The sequence below is a fragment of the Formosa sp. Hel1_31_208 genome (genome assembly GCF_900104785.1).
Taxonomy (GTDB): domain Bacteria; phylum Bacteroidota; class Bacteroidia; order Flavobacteriales; family Flavobacteriaceae; genus Psychroserpens.
The window spans coordinates 595,304-611,847 of record NZ_LT629733.1 but is presented as its reverse complement, the minus strand read 5'-3'; the positions used below and the strand labels follow the sequence as shown (position 1 = coordinate 611,847).

Annotated in this window: 13 protein-coding genes; 4 read left to right on the top strand and 9 right to left on the bottom strand. The window is 34.9% G+C overall.

The genetic code is table 11. The features are described from left to right. Positions 1-100: 100 nt before the first annotated feature. Positions 101-283 carry a twin-arginine translocase TatA/TatE family subunit gene (gene tatA, locus BLT57_RS02565; protein ID WP_091421820.1) on the top strand — a complete coding sequence of 61 codons (183 nt, stop codon included), beginning with the start codon at positions 101-103 and terminating at the stop codon, positions 281-283. 51 nt (positions 284-334) lie between these two features. On the opposite strand, the gene BLT57_RS02560 is transcribed toward tatA, so the two are convergent. From BLT57_RS02560 to pgk, 3 genes are all read right to left on the bottom strand, one after another. Beyond that, positions 335-1,306: a DUF4837 family protein gene (locus tag BLT57_RS02560; protein ID WP_091421815.1), complete on the bottom strand. Its 972-nt coding sequence runs from the start codon at positions 1,304-1,306 to the stop codon at positions 335-337. A gap of 22 nt (positions 1,307-1,328) precedes the next feature. Beyond that, positions 1,329-2,930: a LysM peptidoglycan-binding domain-containing protein gene (locus BLT57_RS02555; RefSeq protein ID WP_091421812.1), complete on the bottom strand. Its 1,602-nt coding sequence runs from the start codon at positions 2,928-2,930 to the stop codon at positions 1,329-1,331. A gap of 138 nt (positions 2,931-3,068) precedes the next feature. Beyond that, complete coding sequence (gene pgk / locus BLT57_RS02550; protein ID WP_091421808.1) at positions 3,069-4,256, bottom strand: phosphoglycerate kinase; 1,188 nt, start codon at positions 4,254-4,256, stop codon at positions 3,069-3,071. Between the two features lie 130 nt (positions 4,257-4,386). Here pgk and BLT57_RS02545 point away from each other — a divergent pair, with 130 nt between their 5' ends. Continuing rightward, positions 4,387-5,538 carry a DNA polymerase III subunit gene (locus BLT57_RS02545; RefSeq protein WP_091421805.1) on the top strand — a complete coding sequence of 384 codons (1,152 nt, stop codon included), beginning with the start codon at positions 4,387-4,389 and terminating at the stop codon, positions 5,536-5,538. A 43-nt stretch (positions 5,539-5,581) separates the two neighbouring features. Here BLT57_RS02545 and BLT57_RS02540 read toward each other — a convergent pair whose 3' ends face one another. The 5 genes from BLT57_RS02540 to BLT57_RS02520 form a co-directional block, all read right to left on the bottom strand. Then, the gene (locus tag BLT57_RS02540) at positions 5,582-6,103 is read right to left on the bottom strand and encodes an OmpH family outer membrane protein (protein WP_091421802.1); all 522 of its coding nucleotides are present in this window, start codon (positions 6,101-6,103) and stop codon (positions 5,582-5,584) included. A gap of 215 nt (positions 6,104-6,318) precedes the next feature. After that, positions 6,319-7,179 (bottom strand): class I SAM-dependent methyltransferase, encoded by an 861-nt coding sequence (locus BLT57_RS02535; RefSeq protein WP_231928754.1) that lies wholly within the window; start codon positions 7,177-7,179, stop codon positions 6,319-6,321. Positions 7,180-7,247: 68 nt separating this feature from the next. Then, positions 7,248-9,119 carry a tRNA uridine-5-carboxymethylaminomethyl(34) synthesis enzyme MnmG gene (gene mnmG, locus BLT57_RS02530; RefSeq protein WP_091421799.1) on the bottom strand — a complete coding sequence of 624 codons (1,872 nt, stop codon included), beginning with the start codon at positions 9,117-9,119 and terminating at the stop codon, positions 7,248-7,250. A gap of 82 nt (positions 9,120-9,201) precedes the next feature. Then, positions 9,202-9,609: an rRNA maturation RNase YbeY gene (gene ybeY, locus BLT57_RS02525; protein ID WP_091421797.1), complete on the bottom strand. Its 408-nt coding sequence runs from the start codon at positions 9,607-9,609 to the stop codon at positions 9,202-9,204. Next, on the bottom strand, positions 9,602-13,090 hold the full coding sequence (locus BLT57_RS02520; RefSeq protein WP_091421795.1) for a DUF4175 family protein: 3,489 nt from the start codon (positions 13,088-13,090) through the stop codon (positions 9,602-9,604). Before BLT57_RS02520 ends, ybeY begins: the two co-directional genes overlap by 8 nt. A gap of 120 nt (positions 13,091-13,210) precedes the next feature. On the opposite strand from BLT57_RS02520, the gene BLT57_RS02515 reads away from it, so the two are divergent. Further along, positions 13,211-14,254, top strand: a complete 1,044-nt coding sequence (locus tag BLT57_RS02515) for an alkane 1-monooxygenase (RefSeq protein WP_091421789.1) — start codon at positions 13,211-13,213, stop codon at positions 14,252-14,254. A 52-nt stretch (positions 14,255-14,306) separates the two neighbouring features. Continuing rightward, positions 14,307-15,818 (top strand): glutamate--tRNA ligase, encoded by a 1,512-nt coding sequence (gene gltX / locus BLT57_RS02510; RefSeq protein ID WP_091421784.1) that lies wholly within the window; start codon positions 14,307-14,309, stop codon positions 15,816-15,818. Here gltX and BLT57_RS02505 read toward each other — a convergent pair. Continuing rightward, a complete protein-coding gene (locus BLT57_RS02505) occupies positions 15,815-16,498 on the bottom strand; it encodes a hypothetical protein (protein ID WP_091421780.1) in 684 nt (227 codons plus the stop codon). The genes gltX and BLT57_RS02505 overlap by 4 nt on opposite strands. Between the last annotated feature and the right edge of the window lie 46 nt (positions 16,499-16,544).

Genomic DNA, 16,544 nt, shown 5'->3' with positions numbered 1-16,544 from the left:
AATAAAATAAGCCCAAGTTTAATGAGTGACTCTTAAAGTTTGTGATTAAACGTTTAATTTGAAGTTTAATTATTAAATTTGCAGTTCAAAATTATACGTTATGATAGCAACAAGCATATTTTTAGCTTTTGGAGCCTGGCAAATTATTTTAATTGTCGTTGTGGTTTTATTATTGTTTGGAGGAAAGAAAATTCCTGAACTTATGAGAGGCTTAGGGAGTGGTATCAAAGAATTTAAAGATGCCAGTAAAGAAGATGATACTACTACAGAGAAAAAAGAATAATTCTAGTTATATTTTTAACAAAAAAGCCAACGATAAACGTTGGCTTTTTTGTTATTTAATTGCTAGTGATTTTATTATGGATTCTAATTCAAAAACATAATTTCGTTTCGTTACAGATGGTGCAAAGACATAACCTTCAGCTATGATATACCGATTATTTACTTTGTCTTCAATAGCATAATTAATAAACGGCCCAGACATAAAGGCATTTTTGACATCCCATAGTCCCTTAGTTACAAATGCTGGTTTATTGTCAATTATTGTTTTTGAAATGAATGGTGAGAACGCGTCTTCGGTTCCCATATACGAGCCTTCAATAGGGCCTTCAATATGAATTTTACCCACAGAATCTCTTACGCGAACCACATCTACAACCGCACTGTTATTATCCTTTATAAATGACATTGGCACCTCATAAAGCATAATGTCAACAGTTCCTGTTTCAATGTCTCTTCTCAACCAGAAAAAATCACCTTCTTGTTTTGCAATTCGATAAGCTGTTGGAAAACGCATGGACAATCCCAGTTGTTTTCGAATTGGTTCATCATTAAATAATGATTTTGAAATACGTCGTTGCTTTTCTTTTACTTCTTCTTTATTAAAGGCGTCTATGATTTTTGGCGCATTGCTAGTAATCTGTTCAATTATGTCCTCATTTGTTTGCCCTGAAACCACAACCATAGTTTGCGGTCTTGCAAAAGCATCGGTAGCAATTTTTGTGCTTGCATCTTTACCTTTTTCAATTTTTAGGACTATTCTGTTCTTTTTAGCAAATCCTGAAAATACTGATGGAGGCATTTGATTCATAGAAAATTGAGGTTCTTCTTTGGATAAGCCCTCAACAGGAGCCGCTAGAACATCCCGAATAGCCTCGCCAACACTATCTTCCCATAACTGATTTTCAGCAACAACAACTAGGTTATTAATATTTCCTGAAGATTTTGACACATAGCGCTGTTGGTCTTTATTGTCACAAGAATAAAATAGTGAAATAAAGAGTAATATGCTTAATACGTTTTTCATTTTTTATGTAAATTATTTATACTTATTTAGATACAATAAGCGTCATTCCTATTTTTAGATTGTTACTACTAATATCGTTCCATTCTTTGATGTTTTGAACAGAAACACCTGGAAATTTTTGAGAGATACTCCAAAGTGAATCCCCTTTTTGTACTTTATATGTTGATTTGCCATCTGCATTAATGACTTTTTTAGGCTGATTAACAGTCCCTTTTTTTGATCCAGATGTTACCGGTTTTCTGGGATAAATCGTTAAGCGTTGTCCTATTCTCAGGTTATTACTTCTCAATCCATTCCAACGCTTTATTTGGCTTACTCTAACCCCATAGCGTCTCGCTATCTTCCCTAAATAATCTCCAGATTTAACACGATATCTAATTTTACTGTCTGAATCAAAAAACTGTGGAAGGGGTTTCTCTCGTTTCTTCAATTCGGCTTCAACAAAGGCATAAATCTGTTCCTCGTTAGTCACAAACTTTCCTATAGCTTCCCGTGGTAATCTCAGCGTATAATTTTCTCCTTTGACAAATGGAATGATATCCAATTTATAAGATGGATTCAAAAACTGTAATTCTTCAATAGGCACATCAACCAGCTCAGAAACTTGATCTAATGTGATCATTTTTTTTACATGTATGGTATCTGTTTCCACATAATGATATTTTGGCCTATCTTTCTTAAAACCATGCTCTTCAGCATATTCAAAAATATACATGGTTGCTAAAAACGCTGGTAAATAGCCAGCCGTTTCACGTGGAAGATGTGGTCTAATATTCCAGTAATTCTCATAACCTCCTGATCGACGAATCGCCTTGGTTACATTACCTGGGCCAGAATTATATGCTGCTAAAGCTAAATCCCAATCCCCAAAAATCTTATAGAGTCTGGCTAAATATTTGCTTGCTGCTTCTGTAGACTTAATTGGGTCGCTACGTTCATCAACATAGCTACTCACATTAAGACCATATTCTTTTCCGGTACCAAACATAAACTGCCATAAACCTGTTGCGCCTACTCTTGATTTTGCTCGTGGTTTTAAAGCCGATTCTACAATGGCTAAATATTTTACTTCTAAAGGAATATTGTAGTTGTCTAATGATTCTTCAAATAATGGAAAATAATAATCACTTAATGCCATTAAGCGCGACATAGAGGTTCGTCGATTTTTTAAATACGACTTGATAACACTCTCAAGAGACGGATTGTACTCAATATTAAAAGGGGTTCTAGCATTCAGTCTCGCAAGTCTTGCTTTGAGTGTATCTGTAGTTAATTCAGGAAAATCAACTGGGTCGTATTTTAATTCTGAAACCGATTTGTATATGGTATCATATAAATTATTACTATAAAGTTCTTCAAGCCACTTTTCATCAATCTCTGAAGCAAGTTTATAATCTTCTAACTTGTTGATTGCCGTCGAGTCGACAGCTGGTTTTATGTTAATTGGTTTTCGGAAATAAGTCTTTCCGTCTATAATGGTATCAACAACATAAGTTTCACCGTCGACAAAGTCGGATTCTGTGAGTCGTTTAGTTTGGGATGTTTTTGGAATAGAATCCTGACCAAAACTGAATAAACTACATAATAGGATGCCAATAGTAAAATATATAAGCTTGAGCTTCATTGGTCGACTATTTTAATTATCATAACGATAAGGTGAGCTAAAATCGTGTTTTTTTAGCTAAAATGAAAACATAACAAGACAATTTAAAATACCTTGTAAGATTCTTCCGGGGTTGACAAAAAGGTGATATTTCCGAAACTATTCTAAAATGGCTGCTATACCTGGCAAAACCTTACCTTCTAAGCTTTCCAACATAGCTCCTCCTCCAGTACTTACATAACTTACTTTATGTTCAAAACCAAATTGTTTCACAGCGGCTACCGAATCTCCACCGCCAACTAATGAAAACGCACCATTCTTTGTGGCTTCAGCAATAGAATCCCCTAGAGCAATAGTCCCATGGGCGAAGCTTTCCATCTCAAAAACACCTAGTGGTCCATTCCATAAAATAGTTTTACTCTGCATCACCACCTCATGAAAATTCGCTATAGATTTTGGTCCTGCATCTAAACCTTGCCAACCATTAGGGATTTTAGTCACGTCCATAATTTGTGTATCTGCATCATTACTAAACGCATCGGCAGCAATCACATCAACAGGTAAGTGAATGTGCACATTTTTTTCTGCAGCTTGCTTCAAAATTTTTAGCGCTAGCTCAATTTTATCATCCTCACAGATAGAATCACCTATACGTCCTCCTTGAGCTTTTATAAAAGTAAATGTCATTCCGCCACCTATAATCAAGTGGTCTACTTTATCTAGTATGTTCTCAATAATGGTAATTTTAGAAGAGACCTTGGCGCCTCCCAATACTGCTAAAACAGGTTTCTCACCTGTTTCCATTACTTTCTTAATACTCTCAATCTCTTGTGCTAGTAAATTTCCAAAGCACTTTGCTTCAGGAAAAAATTGCGCTATAATAGTTGTAGATGCGTGCGCCCTATGTGCAGTACCAAAAGCATCATTCACATAAATATCACCTAATTTTGAAAGTGCTTCTGCAAAGCCTTTATCTCCTTGTTTTTCTTCCTCATGAAAACGTAAATTTTCCAATAATAAAATCTCTCCAGGTTTTAAGTTTGCCGATGCCTCTTCAGCTTCTGGGCCAACACAATTGGTGACAAATTTAACTTCAACACCTAAAATATCTTCAACTTTATTTACGATATGTTGCAATGAAAACTCTTCTTGAACACCCTTTGGTCGTCCTAGATGTGACATCAAAATGCAACTGCCACCATCCTCTAAGATCTTAATTATGGTTGGTTTCGCAGATACGATACGCGTGGCATCTGTAACTTCAAAATTATCATTTAATGGCACGTTAAAATCCACTCGAATAAGTGCTTTCTTATTATTAAAATTGAAGTCATTTATCGTTTTCATTTTTGTATAGTTTAGGAAATTGAATCACAAATGTAACCAATAAAACTAATGGATAAAAGTTGTTTTTTTACGAAAACGATTGCATAGAATATATAGATAAACTTTTAAAAAAAATATGTAGGTTTGCTTCATGCTATTCTCGGAAATATTAGGACAAGAACACATTAAAAATCATCTTACTAAAAGTGCTGATTTTGGACGTGTTCCTCATGCACAATTGTTCGTAGGCCCTGAAGGTGCTGGAACACTACCCATGGCTATTGCTTATGCCCAATATTTGCTTTGTAAAAACCAAAATGCAGAGAATCTTGAAGGCAATGAAGCCTGTAATTTGAAATTCAAGAATCTCTCCCATCCCGATTTACATTTTGTATTCCCTGTGGCTACAAATGACAAGATTAAAAATCATCCAGTCTCTAATCATTTTATGGAAGAGTGGCGACAACTCATTGAAAAACAGCCCTATGGAAACTTATTTGACTGGTACCGCATTTTAGGTATCGATAACAAACAAGGCCAAATTGGTGTTGATGAGGCTCAAGATATCGTTAAGGCCTTATCTTTGAAATCTTATGAAGGTGGCTACAAAGTGATGCTGATTTGGATGGCTGAAAAAATGAATACCTCAGCGGCCAACAAGCTTTTAAAGCTTATTGAAGAACCACCTAATCAAACTGTCTTCATTTTAATTGCAGAAGATGAAGAACAAATTATCAATACCATTAAATCGCGATGCCAAATCCTCCATTTTCCTCCATTGGCCGAGGAAACTATAAAAGACGCTTTGATTAAAAATTATCAAATTCCTATTGCTGATGCTGTAAAAATTGCACATCAAGCTAATGGTAACTATAATAAAGCATGTGATTTAGTATATAGCGATAGTGAAGATACTCAGTTTGAGGAGTGGTTTGTCTTTTGGATACGCTCAGCTTTTAAGGCAAAAGGAAATAAAAGCGCTATTCATGATCTGATTTCGTGGAGTGAAACCATTGCTAAAACGGGGCGTGAAACGCAGAAACAATTCCTGAACTTTTGTCTGGATTTTTTCAGACAAGCCTTATTAATGAATTACAATGCCGAAGAATTGGTGTTTATGGAACCTAAAACAGGCTTCAAATTGGAGAAATTTGCTCCATTTGTTCACGGGAATAACATTTTAGACATATCTAATGAGCTTCAAGATGCCATATATCATATAGAGCGTAATGGGAACTCAAAAATTATCCTTACTGATTTATCAATAAAACTTACAAGGTTATTGCACAAAAAAACCGATTGATAAACAATCGGTTTTTAATTTATAAATCTCGTAGATCTAATTACTACTCTTTCGATTTGTAGGCTTCATTCAAGCCTTGTAAAATATCATTTGAAATATCATTTGCCTCCCCACCGTACATTACATTATTAGTCGCTTCGCTAGTGCCAAAAATATAATCATAGCCATTTTTCTTTCCATAATCTTCTACAAAATGTTTCATGTGCATAATAACAGAATCCATTTCAATAGTATACGCCTGTTGCAATTGTTGTTGTTCAAATTGTAGCTGCTGTTGTAATATTTGTCCTCTTTGGTTAAATGCTTGTCCTTCTTCCTGCTGTTTTTGAGCAGACATTTTCGTTGCACTAACTTGAAATTGTTGGTACTCTAGTTGAAAGGCTTTTCCTATACTATCGGATTTTTTATTGAAACGCTCCTCACGTGCTTTAAACTTATCTTCAATATCAATTTTCTCTTGATATTTATTGATTACTTCTGTTCTATTCACGAAAGCTATTTTTTTCTGCTCCTGACAAGATGCAATTATTAGCATTACTAAAAATGCCATTACTACTTTTTTCATTTTTATATGTTCTTTATTTTTTGCAAATGTATAAAAGTGAATGATTTTATATACAATAGGTAGCCATTAATAATTTTTATAGAAATATTAATATGCATTTCTTAAATCTATCCGAAAAGACCCACATAAACTCAATTTCTTTAACTGAATTTGATTCAGAAACGTTCGGTGTGGTATGATTTTAAATCTGCGCTTAAAATGCCTTAAAATGCGATTTAACTCTTTTTGATGACATAAATTAATGAAGAGAACTCTCCAGATCGGTTTGCTTTCATATTTGAGCGACATCCAGTCCAAAATGCTTTTATAGGATTCATCAAACCGCTTTTATATTTTTCTGAAAGCAAAGACACATAATACGCGTCAAATGACATTGGAACGGTTTTTACGAGAACCATATTTTGTCGTTGTGCTAATTTCGAAATAGCCGTTTTAGAAAAGTGCCATAAATGTCTAGGAACATCGTAAGCTGCCCAAAAATTTTTGTAATACTTTGCATCATGACTTTTAAAATTAGGAACCGCAATTACGAGTCGACCATCTAATTTTAAAAGTGATTCAAATATTGAAAGATGATTTTCTAATTGTGGCAAATGCTCTAGAACATGCCAAAGTGTAATAACATCAAAACTATTGGGTTTAAATTGTAGTAAATGATCACTATTAAAAACAGCTTCATTTGTTTTGCTATTTGCAATTATGCGGGCGCTGTCATTCGGTTCAATACCTGAAACACTCCATCCATAATCTTTGGCAACTTTTAAAAAATCTCCCGTCCCACATCCGACATCAAGTAATTTTTTATCTGACACTTGAAATGAATTAATAAGCTTAAGCTTTCGTTTTAACGCAATGGATTTTACAAAATGATACAACTTCTCAAACCAATTTCGTTTTGAGTCGGTATGAGAAATATAATCTTCGCTGTTATAGTAACGAGGCAAAGACGTTTCGGATGGCTGCGGAAAAGTCTCTAACATATCCAATTCCTCATTATATAATAATGTAAAATCTTCTCCAGAGACCGAATGGTCTTTCAGTTCTAAATATGTCTTTTTCTTTAAGTTATCTTCCAAAACGTATACAAAAGTATTTATCCTACTTAAAATGTTCCACGTGAAACATAATTCAAATATTTGTGTATCTATCTCCCTAAGTACACCAATAACACCGAAACATCTGCAGGAGATACACCTGAAATTCTAGACGCTTGAGAAATTGTTACTGGCTGAATTTTTGTCAATTTTTGAATAGCTTCTGTACTCATTGACTTCAATTTCGTATAATCAAAATTAGAAGGAATCTTTACATCTTCCAATCTATTCAGTTTATCTGCGTTGTTCTTTTCCTTTTCAATATACCCGGCATACTTTACTTGTATTTCGGTTTGCTCTATAACTTCTCGATCCAAATTGTGTTCTTGTATGTAAGTCTCAACTTCTTCAAATTGACGCATATCCTCAGTTGTGATATTTGGTCTTGAAAACAACTTAAACATTTTATCAGATTGTTTTACTGGTGATGAGTTTTTTTCAACCAGTACTGGGTTTGCCTGCTCTGGTTTTACACTTGTTTGTTTAAAGAACTTTACAAAATTATCCGATAGTTTTTGCTTTTCTTCCATCCGCCTTAAGCGCTGTTCACTCGCCAAACCTAGATCATATCCTTTGGGAGTTAATCTAAAATCAGCATTATCTTGACGTAATAAGGTTCTATATTCAGCACGTGATGTAAACATTCTATATGGCTCTTCAGTGCCCTTTGTAATGAGGTCATCTACTAAAACTCCAATATAAGCTTCATTCCGCTTTAGTATAAATTTATCTTTTTCTTGCACCTTTAATGCGGCATTAATACCTGCCATTAAACCTTGAGATGCTGCTTCCTCATAACCTGTTGTCCCGTTTATTTGTCCTGCAAAAAACAAACCATCTACTAATTTCGTCTCGAGCGTGTGCTTTAATTGTGTAGGTGGAAAATAGTCATATTCTATAGCATAACCAGGTCTGAAGAATTTTACCTTTTCAAATCCTGCTACCGATTTTAAGGCATTGAATTGCACGTCTTCTGGTAACGATGTCGAAAATCCGTTAACATAAACTTCAACGGTGTTCCATCCTTCTGGTTCTACAAACAGTTGGTGCCTATCTTTATCTGAAAAACGATTAATCTTATCTTCTATTGATGGACAATATCTTGGTCCAGTACTTTGAATTCTGCCGTTGAACATTGGCGATCGATCAAAGCCTTCACGCAATAAATCATGAACTTCCGGGCTCGTATAGGTCATATGACAAGACCGTTGTTCAGTCAGTGGCTTTATGTGTTCTAAATAAGAGAATTTTTCAGGCTGTTCGTCACCAGGTTGTTCTATCATTTTTGAATAATCTAAAGAACGACCATCTACTCTGGGTGGCGTTCCTGTTTTCATTCTCCCGGAATCAAAACCTAAGTCTATAAGTTGCTCTGTAATTCCCGTTGCTGCTCTTTCACCTGCTCTACCTCCTCCGAAATTTTTATCACCTATATGTATTAATCCATTTAAAAACGTCCCATTTGTCAATACCACCGTTTTAGCTTTTATCTCTAAACCTAGAGACGTTTTAACTCCTACTACTTTGTGGTTTTCTACCAATAAACTAGATACCATTTCCTGATAAAAATCTAAATTCTTGGTCTGTTCTAATAATAATCTCCAATCTTCTGCAAATCGCATACGGTCACTCTGTACTCGAGGACTCCACATTGCAGGACCTTTTGATTTGTTCAACATTTTAAATTGAATGGCTGAGGTATCGCTTACTATACCACTATAACCACCAAGTGCATCAATCTCACGAACAATTTGTCCTTTCGCAATTCCACCCATTGCTGGATTACATGACATCTGTGCAATATTTTGCAAATTCATTGTAATCAATAGCGTCTTACTACCAATATTGGCAGCAGCGGCAGCAGCCTCACTACCAGCATGGCCAGCTCCTACCACTATAACATCATAAACTTCGTTGAACATAATTTCTTGTATTGTTCCACGTGGAACATAAGTGACTTCAAATTTTCAGTTTGCAAATATACGGCGAATTCTAGATATAAACTTAGCGCTTCGTCAGGTAGTGATTTTCCAAAGATCTCATTTCCTTAGACTCTTGGTCTGTTTTATCTTTATAACCACAATAATGCAGTATGCCATGTATGATCACCCGATGCAATTCTTCTGAAAATTCTACTCTAAAATCCTTAGCGTTTTCTGTAACACGTTCTGTCGAAATATAAATATCCCCGTGTAGCTCTTTTCCGACACTATAATCGAAACTAATGATGTCAGTTAAGGTGTCATGATCTAAATATTTTACATTTATCTTATGTAAATAATCATCATCACAAAATATATAATTGATTTCACCTTCGTTGTAGCCTTCATTTAAAATTGTCGCAGAAACCCATTGTGAAACGGCTTGCTCATTTTCTAATTTAAAATCTCCTTCGTAATTAAAACTAATCATTGCCTTTTTTAAAATACTCCTGTACTTTCTTTTTATATATCTGCTGCAAAGGTAATGCTTGACGATTTAAAATTTCCGTAGTATTGAAATATTCTTTCGCCTTAGGAATTTGATTTGGTAAGGTATTTTCGTATGATTTATTATTGGTTTCTGATTGTCTTTTATTATCCTGACCTTGCATGAATGTGGCATTCTCTAACTTCAATAACTGATGTTGCAATTCCATCATTTTTTGAAGGGTTTGATTTGTAAAACCTTTATTAATCAAATCCAATTCTATCTCTTCCATTTTTCTCAATAGTTCTCCACCAAGACCTTTCTTTCCTTCTTTTCCTAATCTGTTTTCTAAAGCTTGTCTTAACTGTTGCTGACGTTGGTATATCTCATAAAGCTCTCCATTTATTTCTTCATTATTTCCTTCTCCTTCTCCCTCGCCTTCTAGGTTGCCTTTTTTATTTCCCTCTTTACCACTCCTTCCTTCCTTACCGTCTTTTCCGTCTTTTGGTTCACCATTCTCTCCATCCTGTTGCTTTTGACCTTCTCCAGATTCACCATTCTCACCATCTTTAGGTTTCTTTCCTTTTTCACCTTTTTTCATACCCTCCTCCATTTTCTTATTGAGCTCTTCCTGACTCATAATGATATCTGGTAACTGCTCACCTTGACCTTGTCCTTGACCCATAGATGGGTTCATTTGCATGTTCATATTGTCTAAGACATCACTTAAAAAACTCGCTAGTTCGTTTGTGGAGGTTATCGTATATTGTTGAGATGCTGCGCCCTGATATATTTGATTCTCCGATAATTGCCCTAGTGCTTTGTCCATATTAAAAAACACTTCTATAATCTGTGAATTTACACGCTCTGAAAGCGCCGGTTGCCTCAATGATAAAGCAAATAAACTGTCATCAATATGCTCAAAGTGTTCTCGCAAATTACTCTGTTTACGCAAGAACTTTCCGTATTCATTGTGATTTATTTCTATGCTTTTAAATTGCTTCATCAAATTCTCTTGATCAAAAGAAAATAAGACTAGATTGTCTAATATCTGGCGCAATACATCAATATCTTCTTGCATCTGTTCTCCTCCGCCCATTGACATAGATTGTGCCATTTGCTGACTCATCTCTTTCATCTTTTTGGCCGCTTGTTTCTGTTTTTTCTGTGCTTTTTGCTGACCAGATTGTGGGCTTGGGGCTGTTTGTGCGTCCTGAGGCTCTTCCTTTTCCTCTTCATTACCGGGCTCTTGACCTTCCTTTTGATCCTGTTTTTCTTGCTCTTCTAATGCCTCAGTCGCTTCTTTTTGGTCCTCTTTTATAGACGCTTCAGTTGGTTTATCCTGAGGTAACTCCATTGGTTTTTTCAATGATTTATTTTCTTTTTCAAGATCCTCCATTTGTTTTTGGAATTCCTCAAATTTTTTATTGAGTGCTTCTTGGGCTTCCTTTGAATTGTTCTCTTTAGACTCTTCAGACAGCTTTTCTTGTTCATCAGCCAACTGGTCTAATTCCTTCATTAATTTCTCTATTTTCTTAGCGACATAAAAGCGTTTTGTTAGCTCCAATAGTTGTTGTAAACTTTTCTCTTTATTCTTGTTTTGTTTTGCTAACTCTTCTAATTTTTGAGTAAATTCTTCTTTGTTGATTTTATCTTTCATTTTCTCTAACTCCTCCAAAAGTTTTTCATCCTTTTTGAGTTGTTCTTCATTCTCTTCTAGGCGTTTTTGAAGATCCTCTTTGAATTGATCTTTCTCCTTATCTTCATTCTGAAATTCTTCAATATTTTCCTTTAGCTTTTTATTAAAGTTTTTCATGAGCTGCTCCTGCTCTTTTTGACGCTTTAAAAAATTTTCAAATTTCTTTTTATCATTAAAATTAAGTTCCTTTTTTTCTTTTTGGGTTTTAGATAATTCCTTGAGTTCTTTATCCTGCTCTTTAAGTTTATCAAAGGTTTTGCTAATATCCTTTATGGTTTCATTTTGCTCTTCAAGTTGCTTTTGTTGGGCTTCATCTTCGGTTAATTTCCTGTAACTGAAAACCGCACTCTTTACACTTTTATAACTATGTAAGACATCATTATCAAACACCTGAAAATAAAGTTCATAATTAATACCTTCTTTTAAATTCAATTGATTTGGAAAAGCATTAACAAATTCATCAAAATTTGATTTCGAGACCGTCATGATCTCATAAGATTTTTGTTTTGGTTCATTACTTGGGTAATATACCATTTGTAACTTACTCAAGCCATAGTCATCGCTTACTTGTCCATAAAAATAAAGGGATTGATTATCTAAAGAATCCATTTCCATTTTTACATTCATTTCAGGATAACTGTCCTTGATAACATTTATCGAAAAGGCTAAATTCTCATAATCTTTTAATTGTGCGTTGCTTGTGCTTATGCTATAATCGGTATTATTAAAAATGCGTTTAGAAACTTCAAATTGCCCTTCGGTCTTAGATTGAAAGTCTAAGGTGTCTTTTGCATATAGCGTTACCTTGTCTGTAGATTTAGTGTTCACGCTCCATGTTACCTTTGTGCCCTCCGGAATGGTACCGCTTCCTGTGCTCTTTAGCACTTCATCTTGCTTCTTGGTATAAGACGGATAATCAAGAGTCATTTCAAAATTCACCAATGTTGGCACCTTAATAATCTCTAAAGTGTAGTCCTTTGAAACCACATCATTTGCCGACAAACTAAACAAAACAGCCTCTTTGGGTTGTGCAAACACAAATTCAAATTGGCCAGGAACTAGCTGTTGCATAAAGAAAGATTGGTTATTAAAATGAATCTGAGCGTTTTCGGGAACCAATTCGCCAGCGGTATTTACAACTATTCTAAAATCTTTGTTTTCAATCGCTTTCAATTCATCGTTCACCACAAAAAACTCAAATGGTGCTGGTGGTTCATACGCTGTATTATAATTCACAACACGCTCATAACTATCACTAAACCAATTGATCTTCCCTGTTATAAATGACAACATCAAAATGATAATAGGAATGGCTGCATATTTTAAATATTTGATGTTTTTCTTGAAATTAACAGCCAGCTTAAAGGGAATTGGGCTTAACTCTGCAGATTTCTGTTCGATGCTAGCCTCTAAAAGTTCTGATTGATGTGTGTCTTGATTCAGTTGAAGAACATTGAGTAGTTTATCGTTGACCTCTGGGAAATGACTGCCTATAATTTTCGACGCTTCTTCATAGTCAATTCCTTTTTGCAATTTGAAAAGTTTTGCTAATGGAAATGCGATAAACTTCACGAATAATGCAGTTTCAACGGCTACAAAAGCCCAAAATAAAATAGTTCTAGCGGTTGGGTTTAACCAAAAAACATATTCAATCAGCAATGTAGCAATGAGATAAAGTAGGCCAATTGCAAAAAACAAAATTACACCTTTGAGTAATTCATTGGTATAATATCGTTTAATGAATTGCTCTAACTTACCTTGTATTTGATTAAATGTATTCGCCATTTGCCTATTTAACTTACTAATCTACAATTTTATTTTAAAGCGTAAATGCCTAAATTTGGTAAGATTCTGTTAATTTCGAGGAGTTGTATTAAAAACAAGACCATCTCTAAACATTATAACATGAAAGATCTAAAATATCTTGCTGCTTTTACACTACCTGTTGTTGCATTTATAGGACTATTTTACAAAGGTTCTTTAGCTTACTTAACACCGGTTTATGCTTTTATAATAATTCCATTATTAGAGCTTGTTTTTCCAGTAGACACTGAGAATATAACCCCTGAAGAGGCAGACAGTAAACTCAAACGCAAGGTATATGATTGGTTATTATATCTCAATCTTCCCGTAGTTTATGGGTTGGTAATTTTTGGGCTGTTTGAAGTAACGGCATCTCCAATGGCAACTTATGAATTCATTGGAATAATGATTTCTGTAGGTATCGTTTTAGGGGTTAATGGTATCAATGTGGCTCACGAGTTGGGTCACAGACAAACCAGCAATGAGCGTTTTCTGGGAAAAGCACTACTCCTTCCATCGCAATACATGCATTTTTATATCGAACATAATTATGGTCACCATTTAAACGCCGCTACTCCCGAAGACCCAGCTACAGCGCGCTATAATCAAACCGTTTATTCTTTTTGGTTTACCTCTATATTTAGACAGTATGAAAGCGCTTGGCTCATTCAACTGAAGCTGTTAAGAAATTTAAACCGCTCCTTTTTCTCCTTTAAAAATGATATGTTTTGGTATACTATGCTTCAATTAGGGTATCTATTGGTTATCTTTTTATTCTTCGGAAAACTAGGAGTATTATTCGCTATTGTGTCTGCGGTAATTGGGTTTTTATTGCTTGAAACCGTAAACTATATCGAACACTACGGGTTACTAAGATTAAAGACAAAAACAGGTCGCTATGAGCGCGTCAAAGAAATGCACTCCTGGAACTCAAATCATGTTATTGGGAGAATCGTACTCTATGAGCTTACAAGACATAGCGATCACCATTACAAATCATCAAAAAAGTATCAAATCTTAGATTGCCATGATAAGAGCCCTCAAATGCCTTTTGGCTATCCAACCTCTATGGTTTTAGCTATGATCCCTCCTTTGTGGTTTGTAATCATGAATAAAAGGGTTCCTCGCGAAATGATTTCAGAGTAACTATTTCTTTTCATAATTATCGTTTTATCTTTGCAACTTCAAATTGAACACCATGACAACACCCGTTCGTGTGCGTTTTGCACCAAGTCCAACAGGACCTTTACATATTGGAGGCGTTAGAACAGCCCTTTTCAATTATCTTTTTGCCAAAAAACATAACGGCACCTTTGTGCTTAGAATTGAAGATACTGATCAAAATCGTTATGTTGAAGGTGCTGAAGATTATATTATAAAAGCCTTGAATTGGTGTAACATTCCTTTTGATGAAGGGCCAGGAAAAGATGGTGGGTTTGGGCCTTATAGACAAAGTGAGCGTAAGCATTTGTACAAGCAATATGCTGAAGAACTTATTGTAAAGGGTCATGCTTACTATGCATTTGACAGTTCTGAAATCTTAGATTTCCATAGAAAAGACCACGAATCAAAAGGGAAAACGTTTATTTACAATTGGCACAATCGGTTAAAATTGAGCAACTCCTTGTCGCTTTCAGAAGAAGAAGTCAAAGCAAAACTAAATGCTGGTGAAGATTATGTGGTTCGTTTTAAATCCCCTCAAGATGAAACACTTCATTTAAAAGATATTATTCGTGGAGATATTAAAATTGACACTAATATTTTAGACGATAAGGTCTTATTTAAAAGCGATGGAATGCCTACCTATCACCTCGCTAATATTGTAGATGACCATTTAATGGAAATTACCCACGTTATTCGTGGAGAAGAATGGCTGCCGTCATTAGCGTTACATTATCAATTATATGCTGCTTTTGGTTGGAGCGCACCAGAATTTGCACACCTACCTCTAATTTTAAAACCAACGGGAAAAGGCAAATTAAGCAAACGAGACGGTGATAAATTAGGATTTCCTGTGTTTCCACTTGAATGGACAGATCCAAAAACTGGAGATCTATCTCGTGGCTATAAGGAAGATGGTTATTTCGCAGATGCTATGGTAAATTTTTTAGCTTTTTTGGGATGGAATCCAGGCACAGAACAAGAAATTTTTAGTTTAGATGGCTTAGTAAATGCGTTTGAATTGGAACGCGTAAATAAAGCCGGTGCGCGCTTTGATCCTGATAAAATTAAATGGTTTAACCACCATTATATGCAGGAGCAAGACAATTATAATCTAGCGGTTGCATTTCAACAGATAAAAACAGAATTAGTCGAAATTGATACACAATACATCGAGATGGTTGTTGGTTTAGTAAAAGAGCGTGCTGCCTTTATAGGTGATTTTTGGAGCCTGAGTCATTTCTTTTTTAATGCACCAGAATCCTATGACGAAAAAGCGTTTAAAAAAGCAATTAAAGATGATACCATAAGTGTTTTATCTGAAGTTAAAAGGCTTATAACTGCTATTGAAGAATTTTCAGTTGACACCTTACAACAAACAATAAAAGGCTGGATTACATCCAATGAGATTGGCTTCGGAAAGGTAATGATGCCATTGCGATTAGCTCTTGTAGGTGCCTTACAAGGTCCTGATGTGTTTGATATTATTTACATGATAGGTAAAACTGAAACTATTAAGCGTATTAACGCTCTAGTTTCAACAATCTAAAACGTAATCATCACTGCAAAAGTTAGCATATTCTGATTGCCCTTGAATTTTTTAGAAGCAGGTGTAGTAGTTAGATTTTGATCATTAAGTTTATTCAATATATTCGTGAAACCATAGCTGTAAATCGCCCTTAGTTTAAAACTACCGATTCCTAAAGACGCGCCTAAAACACCGTTCACATTAAATTGAGAAATTTTGCTCAAATCTTCAGCTAATAAAGCGTTGTAGCCATCAATGATATAGTTCTTTTGAGAATCATCATCAAGCTCTAATTCACTGTTGTATTGCAATTGAGGACCAATATCTATGGTTAAGTTATCGCTTAACACCTTTGCATGAAGCATAAAAGCCAATTGGGCAACCATAAGTTGATATTCAATTTGTTCCGTATTGAATGAGGTTAATGATTGACGTCCAGTGACTTCAAAAGCATTTTGTGAAAACTGTAAACCATAACTTACGGTATACCATTTTTGAGGTAAATCAACCGTAGCTATCATTCCACCAGCAAATCCACTACCGCTTTTTGTGGTAAAATTATCAGTTGCAATATCAAATTGAGTGATACCTCCCATGATTCCTATACCGTTTTTTATCGCATATCTTTTATGTTGAGCAACAGAAATTGTAACAAAACCGATACAACAAACAACTAATAATAAAAACTGCTTCTTTTGCATGTGTATTATGTGTGATTTGAACAAATATAACTTAATTTAGTAACTG

Bases quoted from the DNA above. Each gene is read 5' to 3' on its own strand.
- gltX (WP_091421784.1), top strand. From the start codon at position 14,307: ATGACAACACCCGTTCGTGTGCGTTTTGCACCAAGTCCAACAGGACCT.
- mnmG (WP_091421799.1), bottom strand. From the start codon at position 9,119: ATGTTCAACGAAGTTTATGATGTTATAGTGGTAGGAGCTGGCCATGCT.
- ybeY (WP_091421797.1), bottom strand. From the start codon at position 9,609: ATGATTAGTTTTAATTACGAAGGAGATTTTAAATTAGAAAATGAGCAA.
- BLT57_RS02520 (WP_091421795.1), bottom strand. From the start codon at position 13,090: ATGGCGAATACATTTAATCAAATACAAGGTAAGTTAGAGCAATTCATT.
- BLT57_RS02545 (WP_091421805.1), top strand. From the start codon at position 4,387: ATGCTATTCTCGGAAATATTAGGACAAGAACACATTAAAAATCATCTT.
- BLT57_RS02505 (WP_091421780.1), bottom strand. From the start codon at position 16,498: ATGCAAAAGAAGCAGTTTTTATTATTAGTTGTTTGTTGTATCGGTTTT.
- pgk (WP_091421808.1), bottom strand. From the start codon at position 4,256: ATGAAAACGATAAATGACTTCAATTTTAATAATAAGAAAGCACTTATT.
- BLT57_RS02515 (WP_091421789.1), top strand. From the start codon at position 13,211: ATGAAAGATCTAAAATATCTTGCTGCTTTTACACTACCTGTTGTTGCA.
- BLT57_RS02560 (WP_091421815.1), bottom strand. From the start codon at position 1,306: ATGAAAAACGTATTAAGCATATTACTCTTTATTTCACTATTTTATTCT.
- BLT57_RS02540 (WP_091421802.1), bottom strand. From the start codon at position 6,103: ATGAAAAAAGTAGTAATGGCATTTTTAGTAATGCTAATAATTGCATCT.
- tatA (WP_091421820.1), top strand. From the start codon at position 101: ATGATAGCAACAAGCATATTTTTAGCTTTTGGAGCCTGGCAAATTATT.
- BLT57_RS02555 (WP_091421812.1), bottom strand. From the start codon at position 2,930: ATGAAGCTCAAGCTTATATATTTTACTATTGGCATCCTATTATGTAGT.